Origin of the sequence: Actinoallomurus liliacearum, from assembly GCF_039542035.1 — a bacterium.
In the GTDB taxonomy this organism is placed as follows: Bacteria; Actinomycetota; Actinomycetes; order Streptosporangiales; family Streptosporangiaceae; genus Actinoallomurus; species Actinoallomurus liliacearum.
The window spans coordinates 874,001-892,315 of sequence record NZ_BAABHJ010000040.1; the positions used below are offsets into that span (position 1 = coordinate 874,001).

16 protein-coding genes, 1 pseudogene and 1 riboswitch are annotated in these 18,315 nt (G+C 71.2%); of the genes and pseudogenes, 8 read left to right on the forward strand and 9 right to left on the reverse strand.

Features of this window, described 5'->3' with window-relative positions:
- Window position 1: 1 nt before the first annotated feature.
- Window positions 2-103 (reverse strand): annotated as a pseudogene (locus tag ABD978_RS42915) (DNA-binding response regulator); the annotation flags it as partial.
- A 190-nt stretch (window positions 104-293) separates the two neighbouring features.
- Between ABD978_RS42915 and ABD978_RS42920 the strand changes: the two are divergent.
- Window positions 294-959, forward strand: a complete 666-nt coding sequence (locus tag ABD978_RS42920; RefSeq protein WP_345367328.1) for a DUF4232 domain-containing protein — start codon at window positions 294-296, stop codon at window positions 957-959.
- A gap of 267 nt (window positions 960-1,226) precedes the next feature.
- Window positions 1,227-2,591: a serine/threonine-protein kinase gene (locus ABD978_RS42925; RefSeq protein WP_345367330.1), complete on the forward strand. Its 1,365-nt coding sequence runs from the start codon at window positions 1,227-1,229 to the stop codon at window positions 2,589-2,591.
- Between the two features lie 96 nt (window positions 2,592-2,687).
- Here ABD978_RS42925 and ABD978_RS42930 read toward each other — a convergent pair whose 3' ends face one another.
- The 3 genes from ABD978_RS42930 to ABD978_RS42940 form a co-directional block, all read right to left on the reverse strand.
- The gene (locus tag ABD978_RS42930) at window positions 2,688-3,245 is read right to left on the reverse strand and encodes a hypothetical protein (RefSeq protein ID WP_345367332.1); all 558 of its coding nucleotides are present in this window, start codon (window positions 3,243-3,245) and stop codon (window positions 2,688-2,690) included.
- 208 nt (window positions 3,246-3,453) lie between these two features.
- Window positions 3,454-3,957: a pyridoxamine 5'-phosphate oxidase family protein gene (locus tag ABD978_RS42935; RefSeq protein WP_345367334.1), complete on the reverse strand. Its 504-nt coding sequence runs from the start codon at window positions 3,955-3,957 to the stop codon at window positions 3,454-3,456.
- A gap of 103 nt (window positions 3,958-4,060) precedes the next feature.
- Complete coding sequence (locus tag ABD978_RS42940; RefSeq protein ID WP_345367336.1) at window positions 4,061-4,513, reverse strand: universal stress protein; 453 nt, start codon at window positions 4,511-4,513, stop codon at window positions 4,061-4,063.
- A 270-nt stretch (window positions 4,514-4,783) separates the two neighbouring features.
- Window positions 4,784-5,001: riboswitch (cobalamin riboswitch) on the forward strand.
- Window positions 5,002-5,099: 98 nt separating this feature from the next.
- Between ABD978_RS42940 and ABD978_RS42945 the strand changes: the two genes are divergently transcribed.
- Entirely contained in the window at window positions 5,100-7,364 is a 2,265-nt protein-coding gene (locus ABD978_RS42945; protein WP_345367338.1) for a ribonucleoside-diphosphate reductase subunit alpha, read from the forward strand.
- Window positions 7,365-7,428: 64 nt separating this feature from the next.
- Window positions 7,429-8,427 (forward strand): ribonucleotide-diphosphate reductase subunit beta, encoded by a 999-nt coding sequence (locus ABD978_RS42950; RefSeq protein WP_345367340.1) that lies wholly within the window; start codon window positions 7,429-7,431, stop codon window positions 8,425-8,427.
- A gap of 19 nt (window positions 8,428-8,446) precedes the next feature.
- Here ABD978_RS42950 and ABD978_RS42955 read toward each other — a convergent pair whose 3' ends face one another.
- From ABD978_RS42955 to ABD978_RS42975, 5 genes are read right to left on the reverse strand one after another with little or no spacing between them, the layout of a single operon-like run.
- A complete protein-coding gene (locus ABD978_RS42955) occupies window positions 8,447-9,274 on the reverse strand; it encodes an ABC transporter ATP-binding protein (protein ID WP_345367342.1) in 828 nt (275 codons plus the stop codon).
- On the reverse strand, window positions 9,271-10,350 hold the full coding sequence (locus tag ABD978_RS42960) for a FecCD family ABC transporter permease (RefSeq protein WP_345367344.1): 1,080 nt from the start codon (window positions 10,348-10,350) through the stop codon (window positions 9,271-9,273). Before ABD978_RS42960 ends, ABD978_RS42955 begins: the two co-directional genes overlap by 4 nt.
- Window positions 10,351-10,358: 8 nt before the next feature.
- The gene (locus ABD978_RS42965; protein ID WP_345367346.1) at window positions 10,359-11,363 is read right to left on the reverse strand and encodes a FecCD family ABC transporter permease; all 1,005 of its coding nucleotides are present in this window, start codon (window positions 11,361-11,363) and stop codon (window positions 10,359-10,361) included.
- Between the two features lie 35 nt (window positions 11,364-11,398).
- Complete coding sequence (locus ABD978_RS42970) at window positions 11,399-12,439, reverse strand: ABC transporter substrate-binding protein (protein ID WP_345367348.1); 1,041 nt, start codon at window positions 12,437-12,439, stop codon at window positions 11,399-11,401.
- 42 nt (window positions 12,440-12,481) lie between these two features.
- Entirely contained in the window at window positions 12,482-13,483 is a 1,002-nt protein-coding gene (locus ABD978_RS42975; protein ID WP_345367350.1) for a LysR family transcriptional regulator, read from the reverse strand.
- A 118-nt stretch (window positions 13,484-13,601) separates the two neighbouring features.
- Here ABD978_RS42975 and ABD978_RS42980 point away from each other — a divergent pair, with 118 nt between their 5' ends.
- From ABD978_RS42980 to ABD978_RS42995, 4 genes are all read left to right on the forward strand, one after another.
- Entirely contained in the window at window positions 13,602-14,717 is a 1,116-nt protein-coding gene (locus ABD978_RS42980) for a pyridoxal-phosphate dependent enzyme (RefSeq protein ID WP_345367352.1), read from the forward strand.
- Complete coding sequence (locus tag ABD978_RS42985) at window positions 14,714-15,979, forward strand: hydantoinase/carbamoylase family amidase (protein WP_345367354.1); 1,266 nt, start codon at window positions 14,714-14,716, stop codon at window positions 15,977-15,979. The genes ABD978_RS42980 and ABD978_RS42985 overlap by 4 nt, the downstream gene beginning before the upstream one ends.
- A 70-nt stretch (window positions 15,980-16,049) precedes the next feature.
- On the forward strand, window positions 16,050-17,228 hold the full coding sequence (locus tag ABD978_RS42990) for an ArgE/DapE family deacylase (RefSeq protein ID WP_345367356.1): 1,179 nt from the start codon (window positions 16,050-16,052) through the stop codon (window positions 17,226-17,228).
- A gap of 319 nt (window positions 17,229-17,547) precedes the next feature.
- The gene (locus tag ABD978_RS42995; RefSeq protein ID WP_345367358.1) at window positions 17,548-18,078 is read left to right on the forward strand and encodes a DUF4189 domain-containing protein; all 531 of its coding nucleotides are present in this window, start codon (window positions 17,548-17,550) and stop codon (window positions 18,076-18,078) included.
- The last annotated feature ends 237 nt before the right edge of the window (window positions 18,079-18,315 follow it).

An 18,315-nucleotide genomic window follows, 5' to 3' on the forward strand; every position in this document is an offset into this window, starting at 1 on the left:
GTCAGTACCCGCTGACCAGGCCGTTCTGGTAGGCGAAGACCACCACCTGCACACGGTCGCGCAGGCCGCGTTTGGTCAGGATGCGCGAGACGTACGTCTTAACAGGCGGCAGTGCGTCATTTGTGCGAGCCGGGGCGGTTTTTCTAGCTAGATGCTTCGCCGGTCTCCCAGGTTCGCGTGACATCCGTCACGGCGGAAAAACGGGAAATCCGGATCTTCCTCTGAACCTCCACGGCATTGCCGGACATCGAAGTTATTAGTCGAGTCAGTAAGCAACCGGAGAGGTTTTACCCATGCAGTTCAAGAACCTGCGTACCACTGCCGCTCTGGCTTTTGGTGTCGGAATGGCCGCTCTCGCCCTCACCGGCTGCAACATCGACGGCAACGTGTCGACGTCGTCAGGTTCATCGGCGCAGCCGGCACCGAGTTCGTCGGCGACGGCGTCGGCCGCCAATGGCACCCACGACGGGAAGACGGCGGCGGCGCGCACCGATCAGGGTGACACGCCGAGCTGCATGGGATCCGAGCTTGAAGCCGATCTGCAGCTTCAAGATCCCGGCCTTAATGGACTGGGAGCGGAAACGGAAGCGGAAAAGGCGATCGCCACGCTGACCATTACCAACCGGTCGAGCGAAACCTGCTACCTGCCGGCCGGCTGGACACCGCTCGGGAAGGGCGGGCGAAACAACTACACCGCCATTCCCGCGTCCCAGGTGAGCTACCCCGGTGCCGGCACGACCATCACGCTGCGGCCCGGTCGTTCGGCCTTCGCCGGAACCAAGTGGCACACCACCAAGGGCTGCCCCGGCGGCGTCACCGACGGCCTCGGCGTCGCCTGGCACAGCACCTGGATCCCGCTCACCTACCACGGCCTCGACGACGGCTACCAGCCGCCGATCTGCGACAGCCTCACCCTGGGCACGCTCCAGCCCACCATGAACGGCGTCAACTTCACCTGACACATCCTGAAGGGGGCAGGCCAGGCATACAGCGTCGTAGGGAGCGGGAACGTGAGTTCCCGCTCCCTACGCGCGTCAGCCGCAGGCCGGTGGCCGCGACAGTGAGGGCGCAGCGACTCCTTCGATAAGCCTGATTGCTCGGCTCTTGCGGCGGACGGGGTTCCGTGACGTCCATGGGACCGAGTTCCTTCCCGGAAAGGCCGCTTCCTGAAAGGATCTGGTCGGTTACGTGAACACGGATGTTCTTCTGGCGGAGGGGCGCGGACGGTGGATGCTGACTACCTTCTGGGCGGCCGGTACCGGCTGGTCCGGGAGATAGGCGCTGGGGGATTCGGCCGGGTATGGCAGGCGCGCGACGAGGAGCTGCGCGTCGACGTCGCCGTCAAGGAGGTGTGGCTGCCGCCGGCCACGTCGTCCGCCGAGCACGGGGAGCGGCTGACGCGCGCCAAACGTGAGGCCCGCAACGCCGCGAGACTGCGCGGGCACCCCAACATCGTCGCCGTGCACGACGCCCTTACCGTCGATGACGCGCCCTGGATCGTCATGGACCTGGTGCGCGGCCACTCACTGGAACAGCGCATCGCCAAGCGGGGACGGCTGCCCGTCAACGACACCGCGGGGATCGCCGCCGCACTGCTGAACGCCCTGGCCGCCGCCCACGACGCCGGGATCACCCACCGCGACGTGAAGCCCGCCAACGTCCTGCTCGCCGACGACGGCCGTGTGCTGCTCACCGACTTCGGCATCGCCGAGCACCACGCCGACACCGGCCTGACCGCCTCCGGCACCATTGTGGGCTCCGTGGAGTACATCGCGCCCGAACGCCTCGACGGCAAGGCCGACGGCCCCGCCGGCGACCTGTTCTCCCTCGGCGCCACGCTCTACCACGCCGTGGAGGGCGCCTCCGCGTTCCGCCGCGACACCCCCACCGCCACCATCACCGCCGTCCTCCTGCGCGACCCCCCGCCCCTCGCCCACGCCGGGCCGCTCACCACACTCATCACGCGACTGCTGGACAAGGATCCCCACGCGCGCCCCGACATCGCCGAGGCCCGCCGTCTCCTCGACACCCCCCACGCCGGCGAGGCCACCACCACGCCCGCGACCAAGCGACTCACGGCACCCACCGCGACGAAGGTCCTGCCCACCGCCTCCGGGACCGACCACGATGTCAGCAAGTCCCCGGCCCGGCCGAGCCCGGCGCCGAAAAAAGCGCCCCCGAGGAAAAATCCCGACCCTCTCCGCTACGCCGGGGGCGTCATCGCGCTCCTTATTCTCGGAATCATCTTCGTGCCGAAATTCATCCACCACTCCGGCACGTCGGGGATGCCCGCCGGATGCGCAGAAGTCAGGACCGCCTGGGACCGTCACAACCAGACGGTCAGAACGAGGACTGATTCTAATCTCGCTCCGGGCTACCGGCAGTTGGGCGATGACATGGGTGCGGCGGCACCGAAGGCCGCCGACCCTAACGTCAGATCGGTGATCCAGAATCTCGCTGACGCCAGTCACGCAATCGCCGATGACCTGGAACGAGAACAGGCCGGCGACAATGCGGATGCCAGTGATTACAACCGCGACATGTCGAAATGGGCCACTGCCAATAACCAACTCATAGGAATCTGCCAATGACTGCCTCGCCGTGGACGGCGGTGGTTCTTAGATGGTGTGTCTTCGGAGAAGAGGACAGCGCGGGCCGTGTGCCCGCGCTGTCCGTGCCGGTGACTGTCACCTCAGGACGGGGAGGCGGCGGACCAGCCGGGTCCTGCTCCACGGGCCGCCCAGGCCGAGGGTGTCGCCGGCGTGGACCAGGGCGAGGCCGATGATGAGCAGCGCGTAGATGAGGTGGTCGTCCATGAAGACGTTGCTCGCCGGGGGCAGGACGACGCTCCACATCATCACCAGCATCAGCGTGCCCGCCGCGGCGGCGACACGCATGCCGATGCCCAGCATCAGCGCCGCGCCGATGCCGGCGAGGCCCAGCATGAACAGCCAGTCGGCCCACGCCGCTCCGGCGATGCCGTGGTAGAAGCCCTTGAAGGGGCCGGCCGCGGAGAACTTCAGGAAGCCCAGCGTCGGGTGCCCGCCGTGGATCCACGCCTGCTTGGCGGCGGTCTCGTGACCGAGCCCGAAGAGCTTGTCGAGGAACGCCCACAGGAACACGAATCCGAGCGACAGCCGGGCAATGGCCCAGACGTACGGGGCGACCGGGGAGGTGGGGCGGGGCGGGTGGTCTGCCGGGGGGACGGGGTGGCGGGTGTCGGGCTTGCGGTCGGTGACGGCCATGGGGGCTCACTCCTTCGGCGTACCGGAGAACTTCCGGCTGCCCTTACTCAACGCCACGCGCCAGGGGCGGCCGCAGAGGCGAAAGCACATGGGCGGCGGGACCTTCGTCCTTCGCGGCGGAGGGGCTGCAAGGCCGGTCTTGGGCATGCCGAAGACCGGCCGGTCGGCAGTGGAGATGCCGACCGGCCGGTCGCGCGGACGTCTCAGGTCATCGGGCGTCGCCGGTCGGCGCGTCCCTGCTGATACGGCGGCCCGTGACGCGGCTGGGCCGGATCCGCAGGAACAGTTCCCTCGGACCTCCCGCCCATGGTTCGACGCCCGCTTCGCGGACCGACGCGCGTTCGTCCTCGGACTCCACATGGTGCAGGGAACCCTGGATGAGGACGCTCCATCCTTCGCGCGCCGCAGGGTCGAGTTCGTCGATCTCGAACGCGACCTTGTACTCGGCGTTCGCGATCCCGGTGCGGAGGTCCTCATCGGTCGGGCTGTCCTGGGCGGTCCGGAACACGATCGTGTCCTCGTACAGCGCGTAGTTGACCGGAAGGATCGTGGGACCGTACCGACCGTTGTAACCCAGCCGCCCGACACCGCCGGGCGAGATCAACCGCAGACACTCGGCCTCGTCGAGGGAGACCGGCGTCGGCGCGCCACTGATCGGACCCGACCCCGTGGCCCCGGCCTGAGCAGAGCCGTCGGCTACCTCACCAGTCATGCCATCACCCACATCGATAGTCCAGATGGTCCTGTCCGAATCGGCGGAGCCCACGAACCTGGAGGTCCCGGGACCCCGCCGGCAAACCCGCGCTCGGCGCCCGTCACGAGCGGTGTTCTCCGCGAATGACGACGACGGGACACTTTGCGTGGTGCACGCAGTGCTGGCTCACCGAGCCGAGGAGCGCGCCCGTGAAACCACCGTGTCCCCGGTTGCCGACCACGATGAGGTCGGCGCCCTCGGCCGCGTCCAGGAGCACCCGGGCGGCGTTCCCTTCCATGACGCGTGCGTTGACGGGCACCTCGGGTCGCTGCCCGGCCTCCTGCTCGATCGCCGCCTCGAGTGCCTTGGCGGCGGCGGCCTTGATGTCGTCCGCTCCCACGACGGCCATGTCCCAGCCGAAGCTCGTCGGGACCTCCCAGCCGATCACCGCATCCACCGCCGCCCCGGTCAGTCGCGCCTGCCGCAGGGCCCAGCGCAGGGCCGCCCGCGACGGCTCGGATCCGTCAACGCCGACCACGATCCGGTCCTGGTTCTCACCGTGTTCGTTCGCCACGGGGGCGTCTCCTTCCACTCGGCGAAGTTCCCAGCAGGTCTCCCTGCTCACAAAGCCCGATCACGCGGAGACATGCGAGTGGTGGTGCGCCCGTGTCGTCCCAGCGTCCTCATGGTCCTCATCCGACACCATCCGTTTTTCGGACGATAGGGGCGAAGGTCCCAGGTCACCGCGCCCAGCGCGGCGGACGTCGTACGTGCCCGCGTTCTCGTGTTCGTTACCTGACGCGCCCAATATCTAGGGGTGGTGCGCCACATCCACCACTACATGTATGGTTCTCGTGTTGCTGGTTCGCCTGCGCCTCCTGTGGCGGGTGTTCAAGGGAACCCGGTGAGAGTCCGGGACTGCCCCGCAGCGGTGAGTGGGAACGACCGCCGTCAACGGCACTGGGCTCGATCGGGCCTGGGAAGCGACGGCCTGTAGGACACGCCCGATGGACGGGCGTGGTGCCCGCGAGTCCGAAGACCTGCCGGCGACCCGTGCGTGAGAGCGCGCGGTCGTCCAGGCCTCGCGGGAGGGCCGGCGGCGGAGCCTGTCGTCCGTGCGCCTCTTTTCCGCGAGGGTGAAGCTCGCGAGGAGAGAGCACGTGACACAACAGCTCATCGCGTCCCCGACGCCCATCACCACTCCCGAGGCCACGCTCGCGGCCGACATCGAGAGCGTCTGCGCCGGGCTGCCGGACGCCGATCCGCTGCTCATGGCCGGAGCCGGTGACCTGGCCGAGGCCGTACGGCGGGCCGCCGCGCTGGTCGTCACCGACCCGGTCTACTCGACGGTGGCCGCCCGGCTGCTGGCCCGGTCCATCGCGAACGAGACCGGACCGGTGACCTTCGCCGAGTCCGTCGCGGCCGCCTACGAGCAGGGCCTGCTCAACGAACGGACCGCCGGGTTCGTCGCCCGCAACGCGGCGGCGCTGGACGCGCTGGTCGACCACGGCGCCGACGACCGGTTCACCTACTTCGGGCTGCGCACCGTCTACGACCGCTACCTGCTGCGGCACCCGACGACGCGACAGGTGCTGGAGCGCCCGCAGCACTTCTTCCTGCGGGTGGCCTGCGGGCTGGCCGACAGCGTGGCCGAGGCGACGGAGCTCTACGGGCTGATGTCGCGGCTGGCGTACCTGCCGAGCTCGCCGACGCTGTTCAACTCCGGCGCCGCCCGCCCGCAACTGTCCTCGTGCTTCCTGCTGGACTCCCCGCGCGACGAGCTCGAGGCGATCTACGAGCGGTACGGCCAGGTGGCGCGGCTGAGCAAGTACGCGGGCGGTATCGGGATCTCCTGGAGCCGGGTGCGGAGCCGGGGCTCGCTGATCCGGGGCACGAACGGGCACTCCAACGGGATCGTGCCGTGGCTGCGGACGCTGGACTCGAGCGTCGCGGCGGTCAACCAGGGCGGCCGGCGCAAGGGCGCCGCGTGCGTCTACCTCGAGCCCTGGCACGCCGACGTGGAGGAGTTCCTCGAGCTGCGGGACAACACCGGGGAGGACGCGCGGCGCACGCACAACCTCAACTTGGCCAACTGGGTGCCGGACGAGTTCATGCGCCGGGTCGAGGCGGATGCGACCTGGTCGCTGTTCGACCCCAAGCAGGTGCCGGAGCTGGTGGACCTGTGGGGCGAGGACTTCGACCGGGCGTACCGCGCGGCCGAGGCCGAGGGCCGGTTCGTCCGGCAGGTCCCGGCGCGGCAGCTGTACGGGGCGATGATGCGCACCCTCGCCCAGACCGGCAACGGCTGGATGACGTTCAAGGACGCCGCGAACCGCGCCTGCAACCAGACCGCCGAGCCCGGCAACGTCGTCCACCTTTCCAACCTGTGCACCGAGATTCTCGAGGTCACCGACGACACCGAGACCGCGGTGTGCAACCTCGGTTCGATCAACCTCGCCGCCCACGTGACCGACGACGGGGTCGACTGGGCGGGGCTGCGGGCGACCGCGCGTACGGCGGTGCGGTTCCTGGACCGTACGATCGACCGCGGCTTCTACCCGACGCCGGAGGCGGCGCGGGCGAACCGTCGCTGGCGGCCCATCGGGCTCGGCGTGATGGGCCTGGCGGACGTGTTCTTCCGGCTGCGGCTGCCCTTCGACTCGCCCGAGGCGCTCGCGCTGTCCACCCGCATCGCCGAAGAGATCGCGCTCGCGGCGTACGGGGAGTCGGCGGCGCTCGCCGCGACGTACGGCCCGCACCCCTCCTACGACCAGACCCGCGCCGCCCGCGGCGTCCTGCACCCGGATCACTGGCCGGACGCCGAGCGGGTGCACGCCGACGAGTGGGAGGCGCTGCGGGCCCGGATCGGCGCGGTCGGGCTGCGCAACTCACTGCTGGTGGCGATCGCACCGACCGCGACCATCGCCTCCATCGCCGGCTGCTACGAGTGCATCGAGCCGCAGGTGTCCAACGTCTTCAAGCGTGAGACCCTGTCGGGGGAGTTCCTGCAGATCAACACCTACCTGGTGGCGGACCTCAAGGCACGAGGGCTGTGGACGCAGCGGGTCCGTGACGCGATCAAACGCGCCGACGGATCGGTGCAGGAGATCGAGGAGCTTCCCGAAGAGCTGCGGCGGCTGTACCGCACCGCCTGGGAGCTCCCGCAGAAGGCGCTGATCGACCTGGCCGCGGCGCGGACGCCCTACATCGACCAGTCCCAGTCGCTGAACCTGTTCATGGCCACTCCCACGATCGGGAAGCTGTCGTCGATGTACGCCTACGCGTGGCGGTCTGGCCTCAAGACCACGTACTACCTGCGGTCGCGGCCGGCCACCCGGATCGCGCAGACGACCGTCGCCCCCGTCCAGGAGGAGGCGCTCATGTGCTCCCTGGAGAACCCCGAGACCTGCGAGGCATGCCAGTGAGCGAGCGTAGCGAGCGAACCGTGAGCATAGCGTCCCTGATCGCTCCCCCGACGAAGGAGGGCTCATGAGTCTGCTCGACCCCGGTATGGATCTGACCCTGCGGCCGATGCGCTACCCGGCCTTCTACGACCGGTTCCGTGCCGCGATCCGCAATACCTGGACCGTCGAGGAGGTCGACCTGCACTCCGACCTCGCCGACCTGGCCCGGCTCACCCCGGAGGAGCTGCACCTGGTCAACCGGCTGGTCGCGTTCTTCGCCACCGGCGACACGATCGTGGCCAACAACCTGGTGCTCAACCTCTACACGCACCTGAACGCGCCCGAGGCCCGCCTGTACCTGTCACGGCAACTGTACGAAGAGGCCGTGCACGTGCAGTTCTACCTGACCCTGCTCGACACCTACCTCCCCGACCACGACGAGCGGGTCAAGGCGTTCGCCGCCGTGGAGAACATCCCGTCGATCCGCGACAAGGCGGAGTTCTGCTTCCGCTGGATCGACTCCCTCGGCGCGATGGACCGGCTGCGCGGCCGGGAGGACCGGCGGGCGTTCCTGCTCAACCTCATCTGCTTCGCCGCGTGCATCGAGGGGCTGTTCTTCTACGGTGCCTTCGCCTACGTCTACTGGCTGCGCGACCGCGGCCTGCTCAACGGCCTCGCCTCGGGCACGAACTGGGTGTTCCGCGACGAGTCGATGCACATGGAGTTCGCCTTCAGCGTCGTCGACACCGTACGCGCCGAGGAGCCCGAGCTGTTCGACGAGGAGCTGACCGGGCAGGTGACGACGATGCTGGAGGAGGCCGTCGCCGCCGAACTGGCCTTCGCCCATGACCTGTGCGGCGACGGCCTGCCCGGCATGACCGCCACCGACATGCGCGCCTACCTGGAGAACGTCGCCGACCAGCGCCTCGCCCGCCTCGGCATGCCGATCCGGTACGGCACCGCGAACCCGTTCCCGTTCATGGAGCTGCAGGACGTCCAGGAGCTGTCCAACTTCTTCGAGCGCCGGGTGTCGGCCTACCAGGTCGCCGTCGAAGGGACGGTCAGCCTCGACGAGGCGTTCTGACCTTCGGCGCGCGCCGTGGCTACCGGGCGCGGTCGTCCTCCGCTTCGGGCCGCCAGGCCATGCCGGGTACGACGAGCGGGCCGCCGGTGACCGGGTCCGGGACGACGACGGACGTCAGGCCGAAGACCTCCCGGACCAGGTCCGCGGTGACCACGTCACGCGGCGGGCCCTGGGCGATGACGCGGCCGGCCTTCATGGCGACGATGTGATCGGCGTAGCGGGCGGCCTGGTTGAGGTCGTGGAGGACGGCGACGACGGTGCGGCCGCGCTCATGGTTGAGCTGCCGGATCAGGTCCAGGACCTCCACCTGATGAGCGATGTCCAGATACGTCGTGGGCTCGTCGAGGAGCAGCAGGTCGGTGTCCTGGGCCAGGGCCATCGCGATCCACGCCCGCTGGCGCTGGCCGCCCGACAGCTCCTCCACCGGCCGCTCGGCGAGGTCGGCGGTCGCGGTGCGTGTCAGGGCCTCCGCGGTGGCCCGCTCGTCGTCCTCCGACCACTGCTGCCACCACTTCTGGTGCGGTTGCCGACCGCGTGCCACCAGGTCGGCGACGGTGATCCCGTCCGGGGGAGTGGGCGACTGAGGGAGGACGCCCACGGTCCGCGCGATCTGTTTGCGGGAGACGCGGGCGAGTTCGGCGCCGTCCAGCAGCACCGTCCCGCGGCGTGGCTTGAGGAGCCGGCCGAGGGCCCGCAGCAGGGTGGACTTGCCGCAGGCGTTGGGGCCGACGATGACGGTGACCTGCCCGTCGGGGATCTCCAGGTCCAGTCCGTCGACGACGATCCGGTCCTCGTACGCGAGGGTCAGGTCCTGCGCCGTGAGGCGGCTGGTACCAGTACGACTCATGACGTGGTGCCTCCGGAACGGCTGCGGGTACGGACGATGAGCCACATCAGGTACGGGGCGCCCACCACGGCGGTGAGGACGCCGACCGGCAGCTCGATCGGGGCGAACAGGCGGCGGGCCAGCAGGTCCGCCACGACGACGACCAGGGCGCCGGCCAGCGCGGAGGACAGCAGGGGGATCTGGACCGTACGGGTGAGCCGGCGGGCGATCTGCGGTGCCAGCAGGGCGACGAAGTCGATGGGCCCGGCGGCGCCGGTCGCCATCGACGCCAGGACGACCCCGAGCACGGCCAGGCCGAGCCGGATCCGGTCCAGCGGTACGCCCAGGGCGGTGGCCGTGTCGTCGTCGAAGAGCGCGCTGCGCTGAACGCGGGCCGCCCACAGCGCCGCCGGCAGGGCCACCAGCATGACGAGGGCGAGCGGCGCCGCGTGGTCGTACCCGCGCCCGTTGAGGGAGCCGGTCAGCCAGACCTTGGCCTGCTGCGCGACGAGGTAGTCGCCCTTGGTGAGGAACACCTGCGTGAGAGAGCCCAGGGCCACCGAGATGCCGATGCCGACCAGCACGAAACGCGAGGCGCTCAGCCCGCGCCGCCACGCGAAGACGTACACCAGCAGCGTCGCCGCGAGGCCGCCGCCGACGGAGATGTACGGCAGGGCGTCGTACGAGGCGACGCCGAAGCTCATCGCGGCGACCGTCGCCGCGCCCGCGCCGTGCGTCACGCCGATGACGTCGGGGCTGGCCAGCGGATTGCGGGCGACGGTCTGGATCAGGGCGCCCGCCACGCCGAAGGCGGCCCCGGCGAGCAGGCCCACGACGAGGCGTGGCAGGCGCAGGGTGCCGACGACGAGTTCGTCGGGACTGGGCCGGCCGAGCAGGACCCGGCACACCTCCACCGGGGAGACGAAGGACTGGCCGACGCACAGGGAGGCGACCACGACCGAGGCCAGCAGCACGGCGAGCGTCACCACGACCACGAGGGCCCGGCGGTGCACCAGGAGGCTGCCGCGCCCGAGCCGCAGCACGACATGACCGGGCGGCCGTACGGCCCTCGGACGGCTCGACACAGGACTGCTCACGCGCCCTCTCATGAGGCCACCACCGTCTTGCGGCGTACGAGCGCGATGAGGAACGGCACGCCGAGCAGCGCGGTCATGACGGCCACCGGCACCTCCGAGGGCGGGAAGATGATCCGGCCGAGCACGTCGGAGACGAGGAGCATCACGGGGCCGAGCAGCGCGGCCAGCGGTAGCACCCAGCGGTGCGCGGTGCCGACCAGGGCGCGCGCGATGTGCGGTACGGCCAGGCCGGTGAAGGCGATGGGACCGACGGCGGCCACCGACGCCCCGGTGAGCACGGTCGCCCCGAGCGCGCCGAGCGCGCGCAGCAGGGCGACGTTGTGGCCCAGACCCATGGCGGCGTCGTCGCCGAGGGCCAGGGCGTCCAGCCCGCGGGACATCGCCGCGACCAGCACCAGACCGGCCAGCAGGAACGGCCCCACCTGGCCGATGATCTCGCTGCCGCGTCCGCTGATCGAGCCGACCTGCCAGAAGCGGAACTCGTCCAGGGCGCGGGCGTTCGTGGTGACGACCCCGGCGACGACGGAGGCGAGGAACGCGTTCATCGCGGCGCCGGCCAGGGCGAGCTTGACCGGCGAGGCGCCGCGGTACCCGCCGCTGGCGACGGCGTACACGCCGACCGCCGCCAGCGCCGCACCCGCGAACGCGAACCAGACATAGCCCACGAGCGTGTGCACGCCGAAGAAGGCGATCGCGCACACCACGCCGACCGACGCGCCCTGGCTGACGCCGAGGACGCCCGGTTCGGCGATCGGGTTGCGGGTCACGCCCTGCATCACGGTCCCGGCCAGCGCGAGCGCGACGCCGACCAGCACGCCGATGACGGTGCGGGGCACCCGCAGCGACCGCACCACCTGCGCGTTGTCACTGGTCCCGCCGTGCAGCAGGGCCTGGAACACCTCTCCGGGGCCGATCTGCCGACTGCCCACCGCCAGGCTCAGCAGCACGGCGATGAGCAGCGACAGGAAGGCCGCCAGCAGCCAGGCGACACGGCGGCGGGTCGATGGCGACATGCGCCGCGCTCACCCTCTCTTCCGGGGACGGGCGGTCACGCCGTCAGGTACTTCTGCAGGTCGTCCAGGACCGCGTCGGCCGCGGTGACGCCCAGCCCGAGGTACCAGGTCTCGTCCGGCACGTCGTACGCGTGGCCGTCCTTGACCGCCTTCAGGTTCTTCCACAGCGGGTTGCTCTGGGCCTTGTTCTTGTCGGTGGCCTTCGGGTCGCCGTACACGCCGGTGAAGATGTAGTCGGCGTCGGCCTGGTCGATGTTCTCGGCGCTGACCTCGGCCGCCAGGTCGTTGATGTCCTGGTTCTTCGGGCGCGGGATGCCGACGTCCTTGAGGATGGTGCCGATGAAGGAGGCGTTCGCGTACAGCCGGATGACGCCGTTCGGCAGGTAACGCACCATCGACACGGTCGGCTTCTTCGCGCCCAGCTTGACCCCGAGGACCTTGGCCTTCTCCTTGTACGCGGCGAGCTTCGCCTCGGCCTGCGCGGTCCGGTCGAGCGCGGCCGCGTTGAGGAGGTAGTTCTCCTTCCAGGTGAAGCCGGGACGGATGGAGAAGACCGTGGGGGCGATCTTCGACAGCTCGTCGTAGGAGTCCGCGGCGCGGAGCTGGCTGCCCAGGATCAGGTCGGGCTTGAGCGCGGCGATCGCCTCGAGGTTGAGGCTGCTGATCGTGCCGACGTTCTTCGGCGTGCCCGCGTCGTTCTTCAGGTACGACGGCAGCTCCGGCGACCCCTCGGTCGGGGCCAGCCCGACCGGCTTGATCCCCAGCGACACGACGTTGTCGAGCTCGCCGACGTCCAGCACGACGACCCGCTGGGGCTGCGCCTTGATGACCGTACGGCCCATCGCGTGCGTGATCGTCCGCGGCCACTGGCCCGGCTTGGCGTCCGTCCCCATCGCGGCGGTCTTCTCCGCGGCGCTCGCGAAGTCCTTCCCGCCCTTGGCGACCGACTGCTTGTTCTTCGCCTCGGCGCCGCCCTCCTTCCCGTTCCCGGTGGACCCACCGCCGCACGCCCCGAGGGACAGGACGGCGGTGATGGCGAGAGCGACGGCGGCCGTGCCGCGACGCCGAAGAGACACCCGAGGCTCCTTTGCTGTGGATCAGCTAGCAGTTAGGTGAGCCTAACCTATGCCGGAACTGCGCAAATTGCGGCACCGGCAGTCGTGCCGATCCGGTGGCCGGGCGGAGCGCAGGGCGACCGCCCGGAGGAGGGCGTCCCGGCACGCCTGGACGGCGGGGTGCCGGCTGCGGCCGCGGCGTACGGCGGTGAAGAGGCGGCGTGCGCGCTGACCGTCGGGGAGCCGCCGCAGCGTGACGGTCGGGGGTTGCCCGCTCCAGACGAGGTCGGGAAGGAAGGCGGCGGCGTGTCCCTGCTCGACGAGGCGAAGGTGGAGCAGGAGGTCGGTGGTCTCGAACCGTACGTCGGGTTCGAAACCGGCGTTGCGGCACAGGGTCATGGCCCAGTGCCGCGCGGCCGTGCCCTCGGGCTCCATCACCCACGGGTGGTCCGCGAGCGAGCGCAGCGCGGCCATCGGGTCGTCGGCGTCCGGGCCGGCGGTGTCAGGGGCGTCGGCGGCCCGGCCGTCGGCCGGTTCGGGCAGCGCGAGGTGCAGGGGGTCGTCGAGCAGGTCCTGCTCGTCGAGTCCGGCGGGCCGCGGGTTGGGATTGCCCGGGTACTCCTCGGCGAGGACCAGGTCGAAGTCGCGGGCCTGCAGGGCGGGCAGGGCCTTCTCCGGTTCCAGGTGAGTGAGGTGGACGCGCAGGTGCGGGTGCAGGTCGCGCAGCAGGCCGAGCGCGGCCGGGACCAGGGCCAGGGCGGCCGTCTGGAACGAGGCGACGCGCAGGGTGCCGGTCAGCTCGGTGAGGGAGGCGGAGATCTCCGCCTCCGCGCGCTCCAGGCGTTCGAGAACGGCTTCGGTGTGGGCGACGAGGATCTCGGCCTGCTCGGTCAGCCGCACCCGCCGCCCGACCGGTTCCAGCAGCCGGACGCCGACCTCGGCCTCCAACTGCGAGAGCTGCTGGGAGATGGAGGAGGGCGCGTAGGACAGGGCCGCGGCGACGGCCGCCAGCGTGCCGCGGTGCTTGAGCTCGCGCAGCAGGCGCAGTCGGTGCAGGTCGAACACGGGCGGATCGCTTTCCCCGCCGTCGCGGAGCGGCGCGTCGAACGGTCGGTTTCTCCGATGAATATACGTCGAAAACATCCGCTGGACCGATCGGAGGAGGACGCCGCACCCTGGACGCGTGCCTGAGAACGTGTCCTCCCGCCCCGTGTCGCCGTGGGTCGCGCGGCCCGGCGCCCGTACCTGGAGATGTGCGCCCGCGCCCGCCGAGGTGCGGGCCTTCCACACCGCGCTGCCCGACTACGCGCCCACACCGCTGACCGAACTCCCGCCGCTGGCCGCCGAGTTGGGAGTCGGCCGGGTCTTCGTCAAGGACGAGTCGTGCCGTCTGGGACTGCCCGCGTTCAAGGCGCTGGGCGCGTCCTGGGCGGTCCACCGCGCGCTGTCCGCGCGGGCCGTGAGCGGCGGAGGACCGGGCCCGGTCACCCTGGTGACCGCCACCGACGGCAACCACGGCCGGGCGGTGGCCCGCATGGCGCGCCTGCTCGGGCAGCACGCCCACGTCTTCGTTCCGCAGGGCGTGCACCCGCAGGCCGTGGCGGCCATCGTCGCCGAGCGGGCGCGGGTCACCGAGATCGCGGGGTCCTACGACGAGGCCGTACGCGAGGCGGCCGAGGCGGCCGCCACGCCGGACGCGGTCCTGGTCCAGGACACCGCCTGGCCGGGCTACGAGCAGATCCCGGGCTGGATCGTCGAGGGCTACTCCACCCTCTGCGCCGAGGTCGACGAGCAGTTGACCGCCGCAGGCGTCACCGAGGGACCCGGCCTCGTGTCCGTACCGGTGGGCGTGGGATCACTGGCCCAGGCCGTCGTCACGCACTACCGCAGCCGCCCGTCCGGGCGGGCTCCGGCGCTGTTGTCGGTGGAGCCGGAGGCCGCGTCCTGCGTCCTCGAGAGCCTCACGCTGGGCGAACCCGTCGGTATCACCACGGGTGAGACCGTCATGGCCGGGCTGAACTGCGGCACCCCGTCCAGCGCCGCCTGGCCCTTCCTGCATGGCGGGCTGGACGCCGCCGTCGCCATCCCCGACGCCGACGGCATCCGGGCGGTCGCCGACCTCGCCGCTCTCGGCGTCTCCTCGGGCCCCTGCGGGGCCGCGGCGCTCGCCGGTCTCCGCGCGGTGCTCACCGGCGCGGGCGCCGAAGAGCGCCGGACGGCGCTGGGGCTCGGGGCGACCTCGGTGGTCGTCCTGCTGAGCACCGAGGGTCCGGCCGCCAACCCAGGAGATGGATCATGACGAACCCCACGATCACCATCGACGGCGACCGCCTGTGGCGGTCCCTGATGGACCTCGCCGAGATCGGCGCGTACGACGACGAGCGCACCGGTCTGCGCGGCGTGAACCGCCTCGCCCTCACCGACGCCGACGCGGCCGGCCGCCGCCGGGTCATCGCATGGATGGAACAGGCCGGCCTGGCCGTCCGCGTCGACCGGATGGGCAACATCTACGGCCGCCGCGAGGGCACCGACCCGACCGCGGCCCCCGTCCTGACCGGCTCGCACATCGACAGCGTCGCCACCGCCGGCGCCTTCGACGGCTGCCTCGGCGTCCTGGGCGGCATCGAGGTCGTCCGTACTCTGAACGACCGCGGCATCACCACCCGCCGCCCCATCGAGGTCGGCGTCTTCACCGAGGAGGAGGGCGTCCGCTTCGGCACCGACATGCTCGGCAGCGCCGTCGCCGCCGGCCGCCTCACCCTGGAGTACGCCCACGGCCTGACCGACCGCGACGGCCGCACCCTCGGCGGCGAACTCGCCCGCACCGGCTTCGACGGCCCCGCCGACGTCCGCCTCGCCCCGCCGTACGCCTACGTCGAGTGCCACATCGAACAGGGCCCCGTCCTGGCCGAGAACGGGGTCGAGGTCGGCGTCGTCACCGGCGTGCAGGGCATCTCCTGGCAGGAGATCACCATCCACGGCCGCGCCGCCCACGCCGGCACCACCCCCACCCACCTGCGCGCCGACGCCGGGCTCGCGGCCGCGCAGCTCACCGTCCACCTGCGGGCCATGGTCGACTCCGGCGCGTACGGCGACCTGCGCGCCACCGTCGGCCACCTCGTCGTCCACCCGGACCTGACCAACATCGTCCCGGCCCGCGCCGAACTGACCGTCGACCTGCGCAACCCCGACGACGCCCAGATGGCCCGCGCCGAGGAGGCCCTCGCCGCGTTCCTGCGCGACCTGGAGGGGAGCCGGCCGGGGCTCTCGTCGACCACCCGGCGGATGGCCAAGACCGGCTACGTCCCGTTCGACGAAGGGGTGCAGAAGGTCATCGCGCAGGCCGCCGACGACCACGGTCTGGCGCACGTCTCGCTGCTCTCCGGCGCCGGCCACGACGCCCAGGAGATCGCCGCGCTCTGCCCCACTGCCATGATCTTCGTACGAGGCGAATACGACGGCATCAGCCACAACCCGCGCGAGTACTCCACCCCCGAGGCGTGCGCCCACGGCGTCGACGTCCTGGCCACCACCCTCCTGCGCCTCGCCGACCAGGACTGACCGCGACACGTCTCCCATGCCGCGCCGCCCTTGTCTCCCAGGGGCGGCCGCAGAACTTCGGAAGGTCCCCATGCTCCCCGAGACGCCCTCGACCGCAGCGGCTCCCGATCCCGTGGACCCCGGCAGCCTGCTGGCCCGGCTGATCGCCATCGACTCCGTCAACCCGGACCTCGTGGCCGGTGGGGCCGGCGAGAGCGTCATCGCCGACTTCTGCGGCGAATGGCTGGCCGCCCGCGGCTTCGAGGCGCACCGCCTGGAGAAGCGTCCCGGCCGGCCCTCGCTCGTCGCGATCGCCCGCGGCACCGGCGGCGGCCGGTCCCTCATGCTCAACGGCCACCTCGACACGGTGGGCCTGGCCGGCTACGACGGCGACCCGCTCGACCCGCAGGTCCGCGACGGGAAGATGTTCGGCCGCGGGGCCTTCGACATGAAAGGCGGTATCGCGGCCATGATGGTGGCCGCCGCCCGCGCCACCGCGGGCGGCCCGCTGCGCGGCGATGTCATCCTCGCCTGCGTCGCCGACGAGGAGCACGGCAGCTTCGGCACCGAGGAGGTGCTCGAGTCCTTCACCGCCGACGCGGCGATCGTCGCCGAGCCGAGCCATCTGGAGGTCACCCTCGCCCACAAGGGCTTCGCCTGGTTCGACGTGGAGATCGAGGGCCGCGCGGCCCATGGTTCGCGGCCCGAGCTCGGCATCGACGCGATCGCCAAGGCCGGGCACTTCCTGGTCGCGCTGGAGGAACTGGGACGGTACCTCGCGCTGCGCCCGGCACACCCCCTCCTGGGCACCGGCACCGTGCACGCCTCGGTCATCCACGGCGGCCAGGAGCCCTCCACCTACCCGGCGCGCTGCCACGTCACGCTCGAGCGCCGCACCGTACCCGGTGAGAGCGCCGACGGTGTCGAGCGGGAGTTGACCGCGGTGCTCGAGCGCATCGCCGGCACGGTCCCCGACTTCTACTACCGGCTGACCCGCGGCCTGCACCGCGAGCCGTTCGAGGCCGATCCGGAGGCGCTCGTCGTCCGTACCCTGACCCGGCACGCGCACGAGGTCCTCGGGCGCCCGCCCGTGGTGCGCGCCGAGCCCTTCTGGACCGACTGCGCCCTCCTGGACCGCGCGGGCATTCCCTGCCTGCTCTTCGGCGTCGACGGCGCGGGCGCGCACGCGGCCACCGAGTACGTCGATCTCGCCTCGCTGGACCGCCTCACCGACATTCTGACCGGCACCATCGCGGACTTCTGTTCCTGAGCCTCGGCGGCGCGCATTCCGACAGGGGGGCGGAAGTGACGGAGAAGGCTTCGAAGGGCGGCTCAGAAACGCCGAGGGGTCCCGGAACCGATATGCCGGAAATGGCGTCCTAGCTCTGCTTCGCAGCGACGGGGCAACCGTTACGATCTTCCGGACATTGACGCATCTGGGGAGTGGGTTCACCGTGCAACCCCCGCAGCCGCCGTACGGCGGTCAGCCGCCCGCGTACGGGCCTCCGCCCGGTCCGCCCGGACCGCCGATGCCCCCTGGGCCCCCGGGATGGGGGCCGCCGCCCCCGCGACGGCCGAACAACAACGGCGTGGCGGTCGTCATCGTCCTCGTCGCCGTCTTCGTGCTGGTGATCGGCGGCGGCGCCATCCTGTGGCTGGGATTCCACGTCGGCGACTCGGCGCGCAAGCACGCGGTCGCGGTGCCCACGCTGCCGGACCTCCCGACGCCGCCCACCTACAGCCCGCCGCCGCTGCCCAGCTACTCGCCGTCCTTCCCGTCCGGCCCCGACTCTCCGACCGACACCTACTCACCGCCGGACACGTACTCGCCGCCGCCGCAGTACTACGGCGCCATCGCCGTGGCGAGCGACGGCAGCGTCGGCAAGTCCTGGGACTACAGCAGCGCGTCCGCCGCCGAGAAGCGCGCGTTGAACGAGTGCCCCCGCTCCCACTGCAAGGTGCTCGTTGGTTTCATGAACAGCTGCGGCGCCGTCGCGTACAACCCCCGCACCAACAGGTACTGGGGCGGTCGTGGCGCCACGAAGACCGCGGCCGAGAAGGACGCCATCTCCAACGCGGGCGGCGGCCACTGGATCACCTGGGTGTGCACCACCCGGTAGGGAGGCGAGAGCCGGGCCCGCCTCTCTGCGGGGGCCCGGCGGCTGTGCCTCGGCGTTTCTGCGCGAGCGGCTCGTCATGGGTCGGCCTGGCGGCGCCGCCGGCCTTGGCGGGGATGGCGTAGTGGTACGCGCCCCGCACGATGCCCACGTCATGGGCCCCGTTGAAGCGATCCCTTCGCGATCACCGGTCACTCGAAAGACCTCTGATTCGGCTCGGCGCGCGGGTGCTCCGCGCGC

What these genes read in the sequence shown, in the direction of transcription:
- ABD978_RS42950 (WP_345367340.1), top strand. Translation starts at nt 7,429, where the DNA reads ATGAGTCTGCTCGACCCCGGTATGGATCTGACCCTGCGGCCGATGCGC.
- ABD978_RS42920 (WP_345367328.1), top strand. Translation starts at nt 294, where the DNA reads ATGCAGTTCAAGAACCTGCGTACCACTGCCGCTCTGGCTTTTGGTGTC.
- ABD978_RS42955 (WP_345367342.1), bottom strand. Translation starts at nt 9,274, where the DNA reads ATGAGTCGTACTGGTACCAGCCGCCTCACGGCGCAGGACCTGACCCTC.
- ABD978_RS42930 (WP_345367332.1), bottom strand. Translation starts at nt 3,245, where the DNA reads ATGGCCGTCACCGACCGCAAGCCCGACACCCGCCACCCCGTCCCCCCG.
- ABD978_RS42990 (WP_345367356.1), top strand. Translation starts at nt 16,050, where the DNA reads ATGCTCCCCGAGACGCCCTCGACCGCAGCGGCTCCCGATCCCGTGGAC.
- ABD978_RS42985 (WP_345367354.1), top strand. Translation starts at nt 14,714, where the DNA reads ATGACGAACCCCACGATCACCATCGACGGCGACCGCCTGTGGCGGTCC.
- ABD978_RS42935 (WP_345367334.1), bottom strand. Translation starts at nt 3,957, where the DNA reads ATGACTGGTGAGGTAGCCGACGGCTCTGCTCAGGCCGGGGCCACGGGG.
- ABD978_RS42965 (WP_345367346.1), bottom strand. Translation starts at nt 11,363, where the DNA reads ATGTCGCCATCGACCCGCCGCCGTGTCGCCTGGCTGCTGGCGGCCTTC.